Below are 15,027 nucleotides of genomic sequence, written 5' to 3'. Positions count from 1 at the left end.
GTGATGATCGGGCTGCACCTGGCCTGGCCGGGCGCGGTGCTGCTGGGGTTTCCCTTGACCCTGGCCGGCCTGCTGCCGATGGCGCTCGGTTTCGGCCTGGCGGCGGCGGCCAAGCGGCGCTTCGATCACGCTGGTGCAGACGTGCGGCCGTTCGCCAAAACGCCGGCGTTGGTGACCGATGGCCCCTTCCGGGTCTCGCGCAATCCAATGTATCTGGGGCTTGTACTGGCCACGGCGGGCGTCGCCGTGCTGCTGGGCACGCTCACGCCGTGGCTCGGACCTATCCTGCTCGCCGTCTGGCTGGACGTGGCCTTCGCCCGTCGCGAGGAGCGTCACATGCAGGCCCTGTTTGGGGCGGACTACGCCGCCTACCGGGCGCGCGTCCGGCGCTGGATCTGACCGCGCCGTCGCGAGAGCGGACCGACACGGGCGCCCGCGGGTCACCAAGACCGACGGGGAAACCGGCGGGCCCGAGGATGGGGGCGGTGTGGACGCGGCTCAGGCCGTGGCGCTGGTTCCCGTGGTGGCGGCGTCGGGCGCGGGGGCATCGGCACCGGGATTGTCGCGCAGACCCATGGCCAGGTTGCGGTTGATCGAGATCAGGACGTCCAGGTCTTCCGGATCGCTCGACCGCAGCGCCTTCGTCGTCTGTTTGTCGACGAAGATGCTCAGGCTCATGATGTTGGCCTTGATCGGGTTCGGCAGCTTGTTGGCGGGATCGGTGATGTCCGCCTGCAGGATCGTCCAGAACAGGTGATTGAAGCGCAACGCCTGGGACAGGATCGCGCGATCATCCGTGTTCTTCTTGGCGTCCTCCATCATGACCGCCGCCTTCGTGAAGGCCATCGCCTCCGCTTCCCGGGCGGTCATGTTGTGGCGCTGCGCGGTCTGGTACGCCTTCAGCGGTTCGTTCGCCATCTTTCATCAACTCCGCTTCGTACTCGATGAGCTTTTTGCAGATCTTCAGCGCCTTGTAGTGATCGCCCTCGATGATCCGCTTTGACATCTCCACGGACAGGTCGATTCCACGCTCATCGACGGCCATGTTGATCATGTGGCGTAGGAGCGGGAAGTAGAAGTCGTGAAACGTTACCTCGTTGGCCGGGTCAAGGTACATGTTCAGGATCAGGTAATAGATCTGCTTGGCAGGCGTGTCCGCCTCTTCCTGCTTCAGGATATCCTTCTGCCGGACGACGGGCACCCGGTTGTGGATGACGAGCTCCGCCTTGCTTGATCCATTGGAGATAATCGCCGTGCCGATGATGACCTTTTCATTCGGCTTCAGGGTTATCTTGAGAGGCATCGTACCCTACGCTGGTTGACAGAACGTTACCGGGATGGGGCGGCCGGTCCCGGGCGAACCCTGGGCTTGCCCGAGTATGCACCAACGATTCTGGCGATGCCACTGACGCCCGGGTCCCCGCGTCCGGGGGGCACGACTGGACGCGGCCGCGCGCCTGGCCTATAGGGGGGCGCCTGATTCGCCCGATCCGGGGTCCGCATGTTTCTGTCCGCGCCGCCCGCCGCTTCCGTGACCGCCCTGCCGCGCTCCTACTACGCCGCGACCGCCGCGCCGCGCCCGCCGCGCCCGGCCCTGGGCGGCGACGTCACCGCCGACGTGTGCGTCGTGGGCGCCGGCATGACCGGCACGGCGGCGGCGCTCCATCTGGCCGAGCGCGGTTACACGGTGCATGTGCTGGAGGAGCACGTCACCGGATTTGGCGCTTCCGGGCGCAGCGGCGGGCAACTCATCGCCGGCTTCGCGGGGGGGCTTGGGCCGGTGCGGTCGCAGCTCGACCCGGCGGCGGTGCAGGCCTACTGGGATCTCGGCGTCGAGGCGGTCACCCTGGTCAAGGACCTGATCCGGCGTCACGATATCGCCTGCGATCTGGTGTCCGGCCACGTCGACGTCGCCCTGAAGGCGCGTCATGTGGCGGAGTTGGAGGCCACCGCCGCGGAGTGGCAGCGGCTGGGCTACGACGGTCTGGACCTCTGGGACCGGGAGACCATCCGGGCGCGCGTGGCCAGCCCCCATTACGTGGGCGCGCTTTATGATCCGGGCGGCGGGCATCTGCACCCGCTGAACTACACCCTCGGCCTGGCGGCGGCGGCGGAACGGGCCGGCGCGGTGATCCACGAAGGCACGCCGATGCAGACCTTCGAGGAGACGCGCGACGGCGTCGTCGTGCGCACCCCGCACGGCACCGTGCGGGCGCGTTGGCTGGTGCTGTGCGGCAACGCCTACCTGTGGCGCACCGTGCCGGCGATCGGTGCCCGGATCATGCCGGTGGGGACCTACATCGTCGGCACCGCGCCGCTCGGGGCGGCGCGGGCGCGTGCCCTGATCTCCGGCAACGAGGCGGTGACCGACCTGAATTTCGTGCTCAACTACTTCCGGCTGTCGGCGGATCACCGGCTGCTGTTCGGCGGCCGCGTCAGCTACTCGCGGGTCGAGCCGCGCAGCGTGGCCGCCGCCATGGCGCGGACGCTGCACCGGACGTTCCCCGATCTGGCCGGCGTGCCGGTCGAGTATGCCTGGGGCGGCTACGTCGCCATCACCATCAACCGCATGCCGCACTTCGGCCGCCTGGGGCGCCACACCCTGTTCGCCCACGGCTTCTCGGGCCACGGCGTCGGGTTGACCAGCCTGGCCGGCAAGCTGATGGCCGAGGTGGTGGCGGGCCAGGCGGAGCGCTTCGACCTGTTCGCGCGGATCCGCCATCTGCCGTTCCCCGGCGGCCGGCTGCTGCGCACCCCCTTGCTGGTGGCGGCGATGATGGCGCACCGGGTGCGAGACTGGCTTTAGCGCGGATCGCGATCAGTCGGAAACACGGCGGGGTTCGGATTGATCGCGTGAATCCGCGCTAAATGTATGAGTCGCAGCCTATTTTTGCGACAAACCATAATCGCGCCGCGAGTCCGGTTTGTCGCAATCGGCTGTAAGGCCGGCGGGGAGGGCGCCGTCCGTCCCGCACGGTGTGCCCGTCCCGGGTGCTGCGGTCACTCCACGACCAAGGCGACCCCCGACTCATAGTCGTCTTCCAGGGGGCGCCGGTCCGGGACGTCGCGAATCGCCTCCAGCGTCGCCGACAGCGCGAGAGTCGCCGAGTCGCCATCGTCGCCGTCGTGGCCCAGGTCGTCGATGGACACCATCGCGCCCCGGGTGCGGATCACGCCGTCGAGGCAGGCGAGCCAATCCGGCGGCTGGGCCTGCCAGGGGTCGAGGCCCGAGTCGTCGGCGGCGCGATCCGGGTCCAGCACCGCCGCGGCGTCCCGGGCGGCATCGCGCAACGCCGGCACGAAGACCTCCGGCCGCGGGTCGTCGACGTGGCCCATGCGCGCGTCGAGGCGCTCCATGGCGCCCATCAGCGGACCGTCGGCCTCGTGCTCCAGGGCCACCAGGCGGGGCAGGCGGCCCAGGCCCCCGACCAGGAACGCCTCGGACAGCCCGGTGATGAGGGCGCTGGCGAGGGCGCCACCGTGGGCCGGGACGACCACCATCGAGACCACCTCCGAGCGGGCATGCAGGGCTTCGGCAACGTCGTAGGCCAGGGTCGCCAGGCCCTCGCGCGCCGGCAGGGCATGCGCGCCGTAGGGCGTGAACGGCAGGGCGCCGCCCCGCAGCGCCGCATGGAACCGGGCGCGGCAGGCGGCGCCGCTGTCGTCCTCGGCCGGCAGTGGCTCGACCCGGGCCGTGCGCAGGAAGTCGAGCAGCTCGGCCGGGCACGGGTTGGGGACCACCACCGACAGCGGGCGCCGCGAGAGCTGCGCCAGGACGACGGCGGTGCGCACCACATCGGGGGCCCCCAGCGTCACCAGCGGGGGGCGCTCGGCGCGGCCGGACAGGGCGCGGTGTCCGGCCGCCTCCAGGGTCGCCAGGTGCACCAGGATGGCGAACAGCCCACGCGTCGGCCACGGCAGCAGGGGCGAGGTGGCCTCCAGCCGCCGCACCGGCCGCCCCAGGTCGGCGCTGTCGGCCGGCACGTCGGAGAGATCCGCCATCAGCATCGGCTCGCCCAGCAGCTCGGCCGCGGCGCGCGACAGGTCGGTCACGATCTCCACATAGCGCGCATCGCTCAGGCCCAGCCGGCGGGCCACGTGATAGGACGTCAGCAGCGTGCGGTAGCGCACGAACGGGGTGCGGTCGGTGCTGTCGGGAAAGCCCAGCTTGGGGCCGTCGAGGAATCGGTGCAGGACGTGGTCCACGCCGTCCTCGGCCACGGCCACCGGGCAGCGGAAGCCGAGCGCCCGGTCCGGGTCGACGGCGCTGCCGCAGCCGGCGCAGCTGATCTCGGTGGCGACACCGGTGGGGCCGAAGTCGGTGGCGGGGCTCATGGTCGGGAACACTCCGGGGCTGGGGCGGCGGACGGACTCGAACGGCCGCGGTCAGGCCGACAGATGCGCGATCAGCCGGCGCAGGAAGGCGGTGCCGGCGCGCACCTGGTCCAGGGTGATGAACTCGTTGGGCTGATGCGCCTGGTCGATCGAGCCGGGGCCGCACATGATGGTGGAGAAGCCGGCCTGCTGGAACTGCCCGGCCTCGGCGGCGAACGAGACGGCGCCGATGCCGTTGTCGCCGGTCAGGGACCGCACCAGGCGGTCGGCCTCCGAGGCCGACTCCTGGCGGAACGCCGGCACCGACGCCAGCACGGTGGTCGCGATGCCGGCCTCCGGGGCGATCCGCGTCATCCCGGCGTCCAGGCGCGCCGCTTCGGCCAGGAAGGCGGCTTCCAGGCCGTCCGGATCGTCCTCCGGCACGGTCCGCGCGGTCCAGACGAACGAACAGGACTTCGAAATGATGTTGTGCGCGGTGCCGCCCTGGATGGTCTCGCAGGTGATGGTGGTGTAGGGCGGATCGAAGCGCGAGCCCGGCACCGGCGCGGCGGCGCGGTCGGCGGCGCGCAGGGTCAACCAGTGCACCAGCTCGCAGGCCGTCATCACCGCGCTGACGGCGCGATGCGGCTGGCTGGAATGGGCCTCCCGTCCGGTCACGTCGACGCGGTAGGCGCGGATGCCCTTGTGCATGGCGACGACGCGCATCTCGGTGGGCTCGCCGACGATCACGGCCCTCGGCGTTGGCAGGGTCTCGCGCAGGGTGCGGATCATGTCCGGGGCGCCGAAACAGCCGACCTCCTCGTCGTAGGACAGCGCCAGGTGGATCGGGTGTCGCAGGCCCGCGGCCAGCATCTCCGGCACCAGCGCCAGGGCGATGGCGGAAAAGCTCTTCATGTCGGCGGTGCCGCGCCCGTACAGGCGGCCGTCGCGCTCGGTGAGCGAGAACGGGTCGCTGTCCCAGGCCTGGCCGTCGACCGGCACGACGTCGGTGTGACCGCTGAGCACCACACCGCCGGGCACCGGCGGGCCGATGGTGGCGAACAGATTGGCCTTGGTGCCGTCGGCGTTCGGCACCAGGGTGGACTCGATCCCGTAAGCGGCCAGGTGCGCGCGCACGCACTCGATCAGCGGCAGATTAGAGTTGCGCGACGTGGTGTCGAAGCCGACCAGACGGCGGATCATGGCGACGCTGGGTTGGATGTCCTCGCGCGCGAGGGCGGCCGGGGCCGGGCCGTGCGGCATGCGAAACCCTCCGGAAACGGGCCTGCGGGGTGCGGGCGGCGCCGTGGCTCACACCTGGGGCGCGGCGGCCCGCGGCGCAAGCTGCGGGCATACACCATGCGGCCGGCGTGACCAAGCCCGGGCGGACCGGCCCGCATGCCCCCGCGCGGGTGCGGTTGCCGGGACGCCGGCCGCCCGTCTATAACCCCCCGGTCGCCGTTACAGAGCCCGTCACCGCCACCGTATCAGGGGAGTCCGCCGTGAGCATCGCCAGCATGACCGGTTTCGCCCGCGTCCAGGGCCAGCTCGAAGGTCCCCTGGGGGGCGCCTGGGCCTGGGAGGTGCGGAGCGTGAACGGCCGCGGCCTGGACCTGCGGCTGCGGCTGCCCCAGGGCCTGGAGGCCCTCGACGGTCCCGCCCGCGCCCTGGCCCAACGGGTGCTGACGCGCGGCAACGTCACGCTGGCCCTGAGCCTGGATGCGGGCCGCGATGCCGCCGCCCCGATGGTGAACCGCCCCTGGCTCGACACCCTGGTGGAGGTGGCCCAGGACCTGGCGAAACGCCATCCCGGGCTGGCGCCGGCCCGCATCGACGGCCTGATGGCGCTGCGCGGTGTGCTGGAGCCGGCCGACCGCGCGCTGTCCGGCGCCGATGCCGAGGTGGCGCGCGCCGCCCGCGACGAGGCCCTGCTGGCCGGACTGGAGGAGGCGCTGGCGGCGCTGGTCACGGCGCGGACGGAGGAGGGCGCGCGTCTGGACCCGGTCCTGCGGGCCATCCTGGGGCGCGTCGACGACCTGCGCGCGCAGGCGGCTGGCTTGGCCTCGGCCCAGCCCGACGCCATCCGCGAGCGCCTTCGCACCCAGGTCCAGGCCCTGCTGGAAGCGTGGCCGGGCCAGCCCGGTGGCGGGCTGGAGGACCGGTTGTACCAGGAGGCGGCCGTGCTCGCCGGCAAGGCCGACATCCGCGAGGAACTGGACCGCCTGACGGCCCACGTCCAGGCGGCCCACGGCCTGCTGGACGGGGGCGGGGCGGTGGGGCGCCGGCTCGACTTCCTGTGCCAGGAGTTCAACCGCGAGGCCAACACGCTGTGCTCCAAGGCGGCCGACACCGAGATGACGGCCCTCGGATTGGAGCTGAAGGCGGCGATCGACCAGCTTCGCGAGCAGGTCCAGAACATCGAGTAGCGTACCCATGACCGAACTGCCCGCGGGCCATCCCCTGAACGTGGACCACACCGGCCGGCCGATCCGCCGGCGGGGCCTGATGCTGGTGCTGTCGTCGCCCTCCGGGGCCGGCAAGTCCACCATCAGCCGCGCCCTGCTGGCCGACGAGCCGGATCTGCGGCTCTCGGTCTCCGTGACCACGCGACCCAAGCGCGACGGCGAGGTGAACGGCCGCGACTACCACTTCATCACCCCGGAGCGGTTCCGGGAGATGGTGGCGGGCGACGAACTGCTGGAACACGCCCGGGTGTTCGACAACTTCTATGGTACGCCGCGCCGGCAGGTGGAGGCAGAGTTGACCGCCGGCCGCGACGTGCTGTTCGACATCGACTGGCAGGGCACCCAGCAACTGGCCGACAAGGTGGCGCGCGACCTGGTGCGGGTGTTCATTCTGCCGCCGTCCACGGCCGAACTGGAACGGCGCCTGCGCGCCCGGGCGCAGGATCCGGAGGACGTCGTGCAGCGCCGTATGGCCAAGGCGGCCGACGAGATGAGCCATTGGGCGGAGTACGACTACATCGTCGTCAACACCGACGTCACGGCCGCCATCGCCCGCGTGCGGGCGATCCTGACCGCCGAACGCCTGCGCCGCGACCGCCAGGTGGGGCTGGCGGATTTCGTCAACGCGATGCGCGGCGAGGAATAGTCCCGGGCGGTCTGGACCGGTACCGGCCATCGTCCGGGTTCGCGCCCCCGCCGCGGCGTGGGCGCGTGAGGTGCGGGCGGTCCCACGCAGGAGCGTGGGGCCGAGATGGAAAGGACTCTCGCGCCCCCGCTCGGACGCCGGCGTCAGCCGGCCGTCGCCATGTGCCGCGCCACCCGCAGGATGGCCTCGACCGGAAGCTGCTCCGCCCGATGGGTCGGGTCGATGCCGCAGGCCGTGCAGATCGCCTCCGGGTCCCCCAGGGCCTTGAGCGGGACCCGCACCATCTTGCGGCGCTGGCCGAACAGGGTCGCCGTCACCCGCTCCACCGCCGCGATCGGCACGTCGGCCAGCGGTGTCGGCCGGGGCGTCAGGCGCACCACGGCGGAGGTCACCTTGGGCGGCGGGGTGAAGGCGCGCGGGTTGACGTCGAACAGGGGCTTGACCTCGCACAGCCACTGCGTGATGACCGACAGCCGGCTGTAGCCCCGCAGGCCGGGGCGCGCCCACAGCCGGTCGGCCACCTCCTTCTGGAACATCAGCACCAGCCCGTCCAGGTCGCCGATGCCGTGCAGCCACCGGATCAGCAGCGCGGTCGAGATGTTGTAGGGCAGGTTGGAGACGATGCGGCGCGGGCGCGGCCCCAGCTTCGCCATGTCCTGCTCCAGCGCGTCGCCCTCCACCAGCGTCAGACGGCCCGGAAAGGCCGCGCCCAGCTCCTCCAGCGCGGCGATGCAGCGGCTGTCCTTCTCGATGGCGACCACGTGCCCGCCCTGTTCCAGCAGCGCCCGGGTCAGGCCGCCCGGCCCGGGGCCGACCTCGATCACCGTCCCGGCGGTCAGGTCGCCGGCGGCGCGGGCGATGCGACGGGTCAGGTTGAGATCGAGCAGGAAGTGCTGGCCCAGCGCCTTGCGGGCGTCCAGGCCGTGGCGGGCGATGACCTCGCGCAGCGGCGGCAGGTCGGGGCCGGGGGCCGGGGCGGTGTCGGGCGGGGCGTCGGTCATGGCCGGGCCGCATCCGGAGCCAAGGCCGAGGCGGCCCGCCGCGCCGCCATGTCCGCGGCCATGCCCAGCGCTGCGATCAGGCTGGTGGGATCGGCGCGGCCCTGACCGGCGATGTCGAACGCGGTGCCGTGGTCGGGCGAGGTGCGCACGAACGGCAGCCCCAGGGTGACGTTGACCCCGCCGGCGAAGTCCAGGGTCTTCAGCGGGATCAGCGCCTGATCATGGTACATGCACAGGACCGCGTCATAGCGCGCCCGGGCCGCGTCGTGAAACAGGGTGTCGGCCGGCGCGGGATCGAACACGGTCAGGCCCTCGGCGCGCAGGGCGTCCACCGCCGGCTGGATGAGGCGGGCTTCCTCGTCGCCCATGCGGCCGCGCTCACCCGCGTGCGGGTTCAGGCCCGCCACCGCCAGCCGGGGGGCGGCGATGCCGAAGTCGCGCGCGAGCGCCCGTGCGGTGACGCGCCCGGCCTGAACGATGCTCTCGGTGGTCAGCAGCGCCGGCACCCGGGCCAGCGGCACGTGAATGGTGACCGGGACGACCCGCAGCGCCGGGCAGGCCAGCATCATGACGGCCGGCGTGCCGGGGCCGGCCAGGTCGGCCAGGTACTCGGTGTGGCCCGGGAAGGGGAAACCGGCCTGCTGCAGCACGTCCTTGTTGATCGGGTTGGTCACCACGGCGGCGGCATCGCCATCGGAGGCGAGCCGGACCGCCTCCGCGATGGCATCCCGGACCGCGCCGGCGGTGCCGGTGTCGGGCTGGCCCGGTCGCACGGCGACCGGCAAGGGCCGGTGCAGGACCGGCACCGCGGCGGGGAACACGGCGGCCGCCTCGGCCGGCGTGGCGATCCGGCGCACCGGCACCGTCCAGCCCAGGGCGGCCGCCAGCGCCGCCAGCCGGTCGGCGTCGTCGAGCACCAGGAACGGCGGAACGTCCCGCTCGGTCCGCGCCTGCCAGGCCAGCAGGGCCAGTTCGCCGCCGATTCCGGCGGGCTCGCCCATCGTCAGGGCCAGTGGCGCGGTCGGGCGGGCACCGCGAGGGGCGACGGGGTCGGGCATGGGCGGTGGCCTTCGGTGGGCTCAGATGCGGACGTCGATCAGGGCCTGTTGGCGCAGTGTGCGCAGGTGGCGATTGGCCAGCGTGTCCAGGCGCTCCTCGAACAGCCGCTGGCGCACCGCCTCGGCGGTCGGCATGCCGCCGGGCACCTCGCGCGAGCAGACCATCACGATCAGTTCGCCCCCCGGGGTGCGGATCGGATCGGAGGCCTCGTTCTCGCCCAGCCCCGTCAGGATGTCGCGCATCGGCCCGTCGAGACGCGCCACGGGGACGGTTCCGACCGGTCCGGAGTTCGGCACCTCCATCTCCTCCGCCAGGGCGTTGAGGTCGTCGCAGGTCTCGACGGTCTCCCGCACCACGGTCTTGATCTCCTCCCGCGTCCCCGCCGACAGCGCGTTCGGTCCCCGCGCCGGCATGGCGAGTTGGCTGAGGGTGAGGCGGGCGTTGTCCGGGTCGGGGACGGCGGTACGGCGGCGGTCCGCCAGGGCGAGGATATGGAACCCGCCGACGGTGCGGATGGGGTCGGATACCGTCCCCGGCCGCATGTCGAGCAGGGCCTGTTCCAGGGTGGTGTCCAGCTCGCCCTGGCGCACCCAGCCCAGGCTGCCGCCGTTGGCCGCCGACGGGCTTTGCGAGAACTGGCGGGCCAGGGGGGCGAAGCCGGCGCCGTCGCGGATCTGACTGACCAACCGCGCGGCGTTCTCCCGCACCCGGGCCTCGTCCGCCGGATTGTCGACCGGCAAGTAAATCTCTCGCACCAAGTGCTCGGGCTTGCCCTGCGCGGCCTTCAGCCGGTCCATGACGATGTCGACCTGCTCGTCGCTGATGGTGATCCGCTCGCGGAACAGGGCCTGCACGGCCTTGACCCACGCCACTTCTGCGCGGATCTGGCGCATGGCGGTGCCGCGGTCGACCCCGCTGGTCTCGATGAAGGCTTCGAATCCGCCCGGCGGGATGCCGTTCTGCTGTTCCACCTGCCGGATGGCCTCGGCCATGTTCTCGTCGCTCACCGACTGTCCCAGGCGTTCCGCCTCCTGAAGCTTCAGCGTCTCGTCGATCAGCGCGCGCAGCACCTGGTCGCGGATGCGGCCGCGCATGTCCGCCGTGTCCGGCATGCCCGATGAGGCCACCAGCAGGTCGGTGCGGGCTTCGACGTCGTAGACCGAGATGATGTCGTCGTTCACCACCGCCGCGATGCGCAGCACCATGTCCGCCTCGCGCTGCTGGGCCATCCCCGCCGTGGGGGGCAGGGCCATGGCCAGGGCGAGCAGGGGCAGCAGCGCGGCCAGGGCGAGGCGGGCGCGGCGCTTCCGGGGCGGCGCCGCCGGCCGGCGGTCGCCCCGGCCCCGGACGGCGGTCGCGGCATGGGGCGCAGCATGGGGCGCGGCATGGCGCGGGTCCGCGGACAGGCGCATGGATCCTCCTCCTCGACCTAGAAACTGAGTTCGCCCAGCGTTTTCAAGGTGATGCGCAGGACCACGCTGTCGCCGCGGTCCTCGCCGTTCACCTCGTTGTAGCTGCTCGTGTAATCAAGGGCGAGGATCAGGCACTCGTCCTCGTAGGTGAGCCCGCCCCAGAGGTCGACGGCGCGGTCGTCGGCCAGGTTGTAGCGCCCGCCGGCATAGGCGTTCCAGTACCGGCTGAAGGCGGTCCCGACGGAGGCGACGATTTCCTCGCGGCGCGGCAGGTCGTCGTCGCCGTCTCCCTCGCGGTCCGCCGTGCTCACGTAGGTTCCGCCCACGTTGAGGGCCGCCGTGCCGGCCCGGAAGCCGAGGACGGTGGTGTTGGGCGACAGGTCGTCGCGGTCCAGGCGGAAGCGGTAGAACAGATCGAGCGTGTCCGTGGGCCGGATGTCGAGGCTGCCGACATAGTCCGACAGGCCGTCGCCGTAGCCGGTCCGCGACGGGAAGAAGTCGCTGTCGAAGGCCCGCCAGGCCTGGCCGAACTGGGCGCTGACGCTGCCGCCGCCGTCGTCGAGGTAGCTCCAGCGCAGGCCGTAGTTCACCGAGACGCCGTCGTCGACGCGGTCGCGGCCGGCCGTGCGATCGCCGGTGAACAGGGTGGTGTGGTCCAGGCGTGGGTCCAGGCTGTCCTCGTTGGGAATGCGCTTGGTGTTCAGGTCGGGCGGGGTCATCGCCACCGTGACCAGCGGCTCCAGCACCTGACGGTGCCCGGCCCCCACGCGCACCATGGGGTAGCGCAACCGGGCGCGGGCCGAGGGATAGGCCCGGGCCACGGTGCCGTCGAAGCCGGAGTCGGGATCGCCGGCGACCTGGTTGGCGTCCTCGACCCAGTACAGGTCGGTGTTGAGGCGCGCCTCCAGGTCGTAGGCCAGGCCCCACGACGTGGCGCCGGGCCGGGTCCAGCCCACGGAGCCGGACACGCGCGTGCCGCTGGCGCCGTCGGCGCGATGGATGCCCTGCACACTGGCGTCGAGCAGTGCCCGGCCGCCGCCCAGGACCCCGGGCGCGCTCTCGTAGGCATAGGTCATCAGCGGCAGCACGAGGGGGTTTTCGTCGTCGTCGCGATCGACCCGGGTGTCGTCGTAAGCGAAGCCTTCGAGGGCGGCATAGCTGCGGTCGGCGAACGCCTCGACGTAGCCGCGGTTGGTCAGCCAGGTCGGGCGCGGGAAGCCGTAGCGGTCGCGATAGCCGTCGAACGCGGACAGCTCGCTGTCGAAGCCGGCGCGCCAGACGTCGTTGATGTGCCAGCGCCCCCGGCTGTCGAGGTGGCCGGACAGGCCCTCCTCGCCGTCGTCGGTCAGGCTGCCGTTAAAGAACAGTTCGCCCTCGGCGAAGCGCACCCGGTACTCGGGGTGCAGCAGCCAGCCCTCGTCGCTCATGCCCCGCACCGCCAGCGTGGCGTCCTGCTGGTCGTTGAGGATGGCGTAATAGGGAACCTCGGTCCAAAACCCCATGCGGTCGTCGGCGCCGAAGATCGGCGACAGCAGACCGCTGCGTCGGTAGACGGTGGGGTCGGGCTGCGACAGGTACGGGGTGTAGGCGACCGGGATGCCGAACACCTCCAGGGTGGCGTCGCGGTAGATGATGTCGCGCGCCACCTCGTCATGGGTGACGTGCGCGGCGCGGATCTGCCACAGCGGGCGCATGCGCTCGCGGGTGCCCTCGCGGTTGCCGCTCACGGTGGGCCAGGGCGACCCCTCGCTGGTCGGGCAGGTGTCGCAGGGGGTGTAGACGCCCTTCCAGAAGTCCTTGCGCTCGCCTTCGGTGCGGGTGGCGTAGACGGCGGCGATCCGCGAGCGGTCCGCCAGCAGCACCGACATGTCGCGCACAAAGCCGTCCTTGAAGTCGGCCGACAGCTCCACGTAATTCGCGAAATAGGTGGTGCCGTCGGCTTCGACGACCCGCACGTTTCCGTTGGCGGTGAGGGTATCGGTGCGCTCGTTGTAGGCCACCATGTCGGCCAGGACCACGCGCGGGCCGTTGGTCAGCTCAACGTTGCCGCGCGCGCTGTACAGTCCAAGGTCGCGCTCGTAGCGCAGTTCGTCGGCGCGGATGAGGGTTGGCGCGGCCCGCTCGGCGTCTTGGGGGGCGGGCGTCGTCGCGGGGGAGGCCGGTGGCGGCGGCTCCGCCGGCGCATCGGCGGCGACCGGTCGTGCCGGCGGCGGCCCGGCGGGTGACGAGGCGGGTGACGAGGCGGGTGACGAGGCGGGCAACGCCGGGGCCAGCGTGTCGGGCACCGGGCGCAGCCGGGGCGTCGGCACCGCCATCCGCGCCGGCGTGGAGACGCGCGGCGTCGCCGGAAGGCCGCTGCGTCCGGCCGGCGCGAGGGTCTCGGGGACGGGACTGAGGCGCACCTCGGGCACGGCATCCCGGGGGGGCGACAGGCCGCCGAGCACGCCGCCGGAGCCGGCGCCGGAGCCGGCGCCGGAGCCGGCGCCGGACCCGGCGCCGCTTCTGGGGTCCGCGCGGAGATCGACGTCGCGGAAGCCCTGGCCGGGTCCGGCGAGGTCCCGTGCGCTCAGCGCCCAGGCCGGGTCCGCCGCTCCCGCGGCCGCCGCTCCGACAAGGATCCATGCCGCGATGCGCGCCGGCGCCGCCGGCCTCGGCCTTCCCCAGTCGACACGCGGCACGGCGCTCCACCCCTCCAGACACGTCCTGACGCGCGGAGTATAGGCGGATCCGCCGCGCCGGAACCAGGGTTTCCGGGCACCGCCAGACACGCCACGCCGGCCGGGGACGGCTGGGTCAGTAGGCGATCTCGACCACCTCGCCCATGCGGACGAACTCGAGCCGCTCCTTGACTTCGCCGCGCGGGCTGACGAGGCGCAGCCCCATGGCGCGGTCCTGGGCGATGCGGCCAGCGGTCAGCAGCAGGCCGAGCCCCTGCGAATCAATGAAATCGAGGGAGTCGAGATGCATGTCGCAATGACGCACCGGGCTGTTCTCCAGGCGGGCCAGCACCTCGTGGAACTGCGCGGTGGCGCGGTGGGTGAGGCGGTGGTGCAGCCGCACCACCAGGGTGTCGCCGGTCCGTTCGATCACGTGCGTGGTCATGGGCGGCTCCTCTTGAGTCGAGGGTGAAACCTCCGGTGTCCGGGACGTCCGGGGCCGTTCGACCCCGGACGCCGGCGGCGATGGGGGCCGACGCCGGACCGGGTGTTGCCGGGACCGATGGGTCGGAAGCGTTGAGGTGCGCCGTCCGGCGCCGGGTTCGCGGTGGTCTCCACGGCCACCAGGGCCGTGCGGTGCGCGCGCTGGGCCTCGTCCTTGGGGTAGCCCTTTTCAGCTTGGGACAGCCCTCTTCAGCGTGGGGCAGCCCTCTTTAGAATGAGGCGCGGGCCAGAAGACCTTCCTTAGGAGGAAATGCTAAACGGAAATGCAGTGCCGAGTCCATGGAAGAGTTGATGACGGCGCCATCGGGCCGCCGGCCCCGCGCCGTCAGTCGGCTGCCCGGGGCGCGCCGTTGCGTTTGATGTCCGGGCGCCCATCGGTGCGGTCGTCCCCGATGTACTGGTCATGCAGCGCCTCGTACCGCCGGAGCAGGTCGGCGAGGGCGACACATCCCCCCACCCGCTCGTGCTCCTCGCGACACGCGTCAGCAATCCTGTTCAGAACCGTTACGTTCGAGGTGCCGAATGGGATCCCCACGATGCGGTGACGCAGGCGCCGCATCGCCGGGCAGGTTGCGGCATCACAGTGTCGACCCGCGAACATGACGCGAAGCAGGAGCGCACGGAACGCCTCCTTGCTGAGGGTTTTCATCGGATATGCCTTCTGCTGCCGAAGGCGGCAGCATGGGGTGTCCCGGTAAATCCATCGTTAACCGGGAAGAACGATCGTATATTACAATATCAATATATTACGATATCAATCGGTCTTTGCGGCCGGCACAGGGGCGACCGGCGGTCGGTTCGTTCTTTGCGTGCGCCATGCCGGGCGCACCACGGTCAAGAGGCCCGGGGCGGCTGCCCCGGGGGCGTGAAAAAAGGGTTCATGACGGAAAATCGGGGAGGGGCGGACAACGGGACGGTCTGACACACTGGTAGTTGCGACACGACACAGACTGCCAGGGAGGCCCCGTT

General features: G+C 71.9%; 14 protein-coding genes. 4 read left to right on the top strand and 10 right to left on the bottom strand.

Annotated elements, in window-relative coordinates:
• Window positions 1–3 precede the first annotated feature (3 nt).
• A complete protein-coding gene (locus tag GGD88_RS15290; RefSeq protein WP_184436998.1) occupies window positions 4–399 on the top strand; it encodes a methyltransferase family protein in 396 nt (131 codons plus the stop codon).
• Between the two features lie 99 nt (window positions 400–498).
• Here the strand turns inward: GGD88_RS15290 and GGD88_RS15285 are convergent, their stop codons facing one another.
• Window positions 499–846 (bottom strand): flagellar biosynthesis regulator FlaF, encoded by a 348-nt coding sequence (locus tag GGD88_RS15285; protein ID WP_246423817.1) that lies wholly within the window; start codon window positions 844–846, stop codon window positions 499–501.
• Window positions 791–1,303 (bottom strand): flagellar biosynthesis repressor FlbT, encoded by a 513-nt coding sequence (locus GGD88_RS15280; RefSeq protein ID WP_246423816.1) that lies wholly within the window; start codon window positions 1,301–1,303, stop codon window positions 791–793. The genes GGD88_RS15285 and GGD88_RS15280 overlap by 56 nt, the downstream gene beginning before the upstream one ends.
• Before the next feature lie 198 nt (window positions 1,304–1,501).
• On the opposite strand from GGD88_RS15280, the gene GGD88_RS15275 reads away from it, so the two are divergent.
• On the top strand, window positions 1,502–2,806 hold the full coding sequence (locus GGD88_RS15275) for an NAD(P)/FAD-dependent oxidoreductase (protein ID WP_184436994.1): 1,305 nt from the start codon (window positions 1,502–1,504) through the stop codon (window positions 2,804–2,806).
• A gap of 194 nt (window positions 2,807–3,000) precedes the next feature.
• Here the strand turns inward: GGD88_RS15275 and GGD88_RS15270 are convergent, their stop codons facing one another.
• Both GGD88_RS15270 and argE read right to left on the bottom strand, forming a co-directional pair.
• Window positions 3,001–4,335, bottom strand: a complete 1,335-nt coding sequence (locus GGD88_RS15270; RefSeq protein ID WP_184436992.1) for a PALP domain-containing protein — start codon at window positions 4,333–4,335, stop codon at window positions 3,001–3,003.
• A gap of 51 nt (window positions 4,336–4,386) precedes the next feature.
• Window positions 4,387–5,577, bottom strand: a complete 1,191-nt coding sequence (gene argE, locus GGD88_RS15265; RefSeq protein WP_184436990.1) for an acetylornithine deacetylase — start codon at window positions 5,575–5,577, stop codon at window positions 4,387–4,389.
• A gap of 239 nt (window positions 5,578–5,816) precedes the next feature.
• Here argE and GGD88_RS15260 point away from each other — a divergent pair, with 239 nt between their 5' ends.
• Both GGD88_RS15260 and gmk read left to right on the top strand, forming a co-directional pair.
• Window positions 5,817–6,740, top strand: a complete 924-nt coding sequence (locus GGD88_RS15260) for a YicC/YloC family endoribonuclease (protein WP_343056393.1) — start codon at window positions 5,817–5,819, stop codon at window positions 6,738–6,740.
• A gap of 7 nt (window positions 6,741–6,747) precedes the next feature.
• On the top strand, window positions 6,748–7,425 hold the full coding sequence (gene gmk / locus GGD88_RS15255; protein WP_184436988.1) for a guanylate kinase: 678 nt from the start codon (window positions 6,748–6,750) through the stop codon (window positions 7,423–7,425).
• Between the two features lie 143 nt (window positions 7,426–7,568).
• Here the strand turns inward: gmk and rsmA are convergent, their stop codons facing one another.
• The 6 genes from rsmA to GGD88_RS15225 all read right to left on the bottom strand — a co-directional run bounded on the left by rsmA (window position 7,569) and on the right by GGD88_RS15225 (window position 14,707).
• Window positions 7,569–8,426 (bottom strand): 16S rRNA (adenine(1518)-N(6)/adenine(1519)-N(6))-dimethyltransferase RsmA, encoded by an 858-nt coding sequence (gene rsmA / locus GGD88_RS15250; protein WP_184436986.1) that lies wholly within the window; start codon window positions 8,424–8,426, stop codon window positions 7,569–7,571.
• Window positions 8,423–9,484: a 4-hydroxythreonine-4-phosphate dehydrogenase PdxA gene (gene pdxA / locus GGD88_RS15245; RefSeq protein WP_184436984.1), complete on the bottom strand. Its 1,062-nt coding sequence runs from the start codon at window positions 9,482–9,484 to the stop codon at window positions 8,423–8,425. The genes rsmA and pdxA overlap by 4 nt, the downstream gene beginning before the upstream one ends.
• A gap of 21 nt (window positions 9,485–9,505) precedes the next feature.
• A complete protein-coding gene (locus GGD88_RS15240) occupies window positions 9,506–10,897 on the bottom strand; it encodes a peptidylprolyl isomerase (protein ID WP_184436982.1) in 1,392 nt (463 codons plus the stop codon).
• Window positions 10,898–10,914: 17 nt separating this feature from the next.
• Window positions 10,915–13,575: an LPS assembly protein LptD gene (locus tag GGD88_RS19335; protein WP_184436980.1), complete on the bottom strand. Its 2,661-nt coding sequence runs from the start codon at window positions 13,573–13,575 to the stop codon at window positions 10,915–10,917.
• Between the two features lie 115 nt (window positions 13,576–13,690).
• On the bottom strand, window positions 13,691–13,999 hold the full coding sequence (locus GGD88_RS15230) for an STAS domain-containing protein (RefSeq protein ID WP_184436978.1): 309 nt from the start codon (window positions 13,997–13,999) through the stop codon (window positions 13,691–13,693).
• Window positions 14,000–14,383: 384 nt separating this feature from the next.
• On the bottom strand, window positions 14,384–14,707 hold the full coding sequence (locus GGD88_RS15225; protein WP_184436976.1) for a hypothetical protein: 324 nt from the start codon (window positions 14,705–14,707) through the stop codon (window positions 14,384–14,386).
• Window positions 14,708–15,027 lie beyond the last annotated feature (320 nt).

Source organism: Roseospira goensis (assembly GCF_014197795.1).
GTDB lineage: Bacteria > Pseudomonadota > Alphaproteobacteria > Rhodospirillales > Rhodospirillaceae > Rhodospira > Rhodospira goensis.
This window is presented reverse-complemented; position numbering and strand designations above follow the sequence as displayed.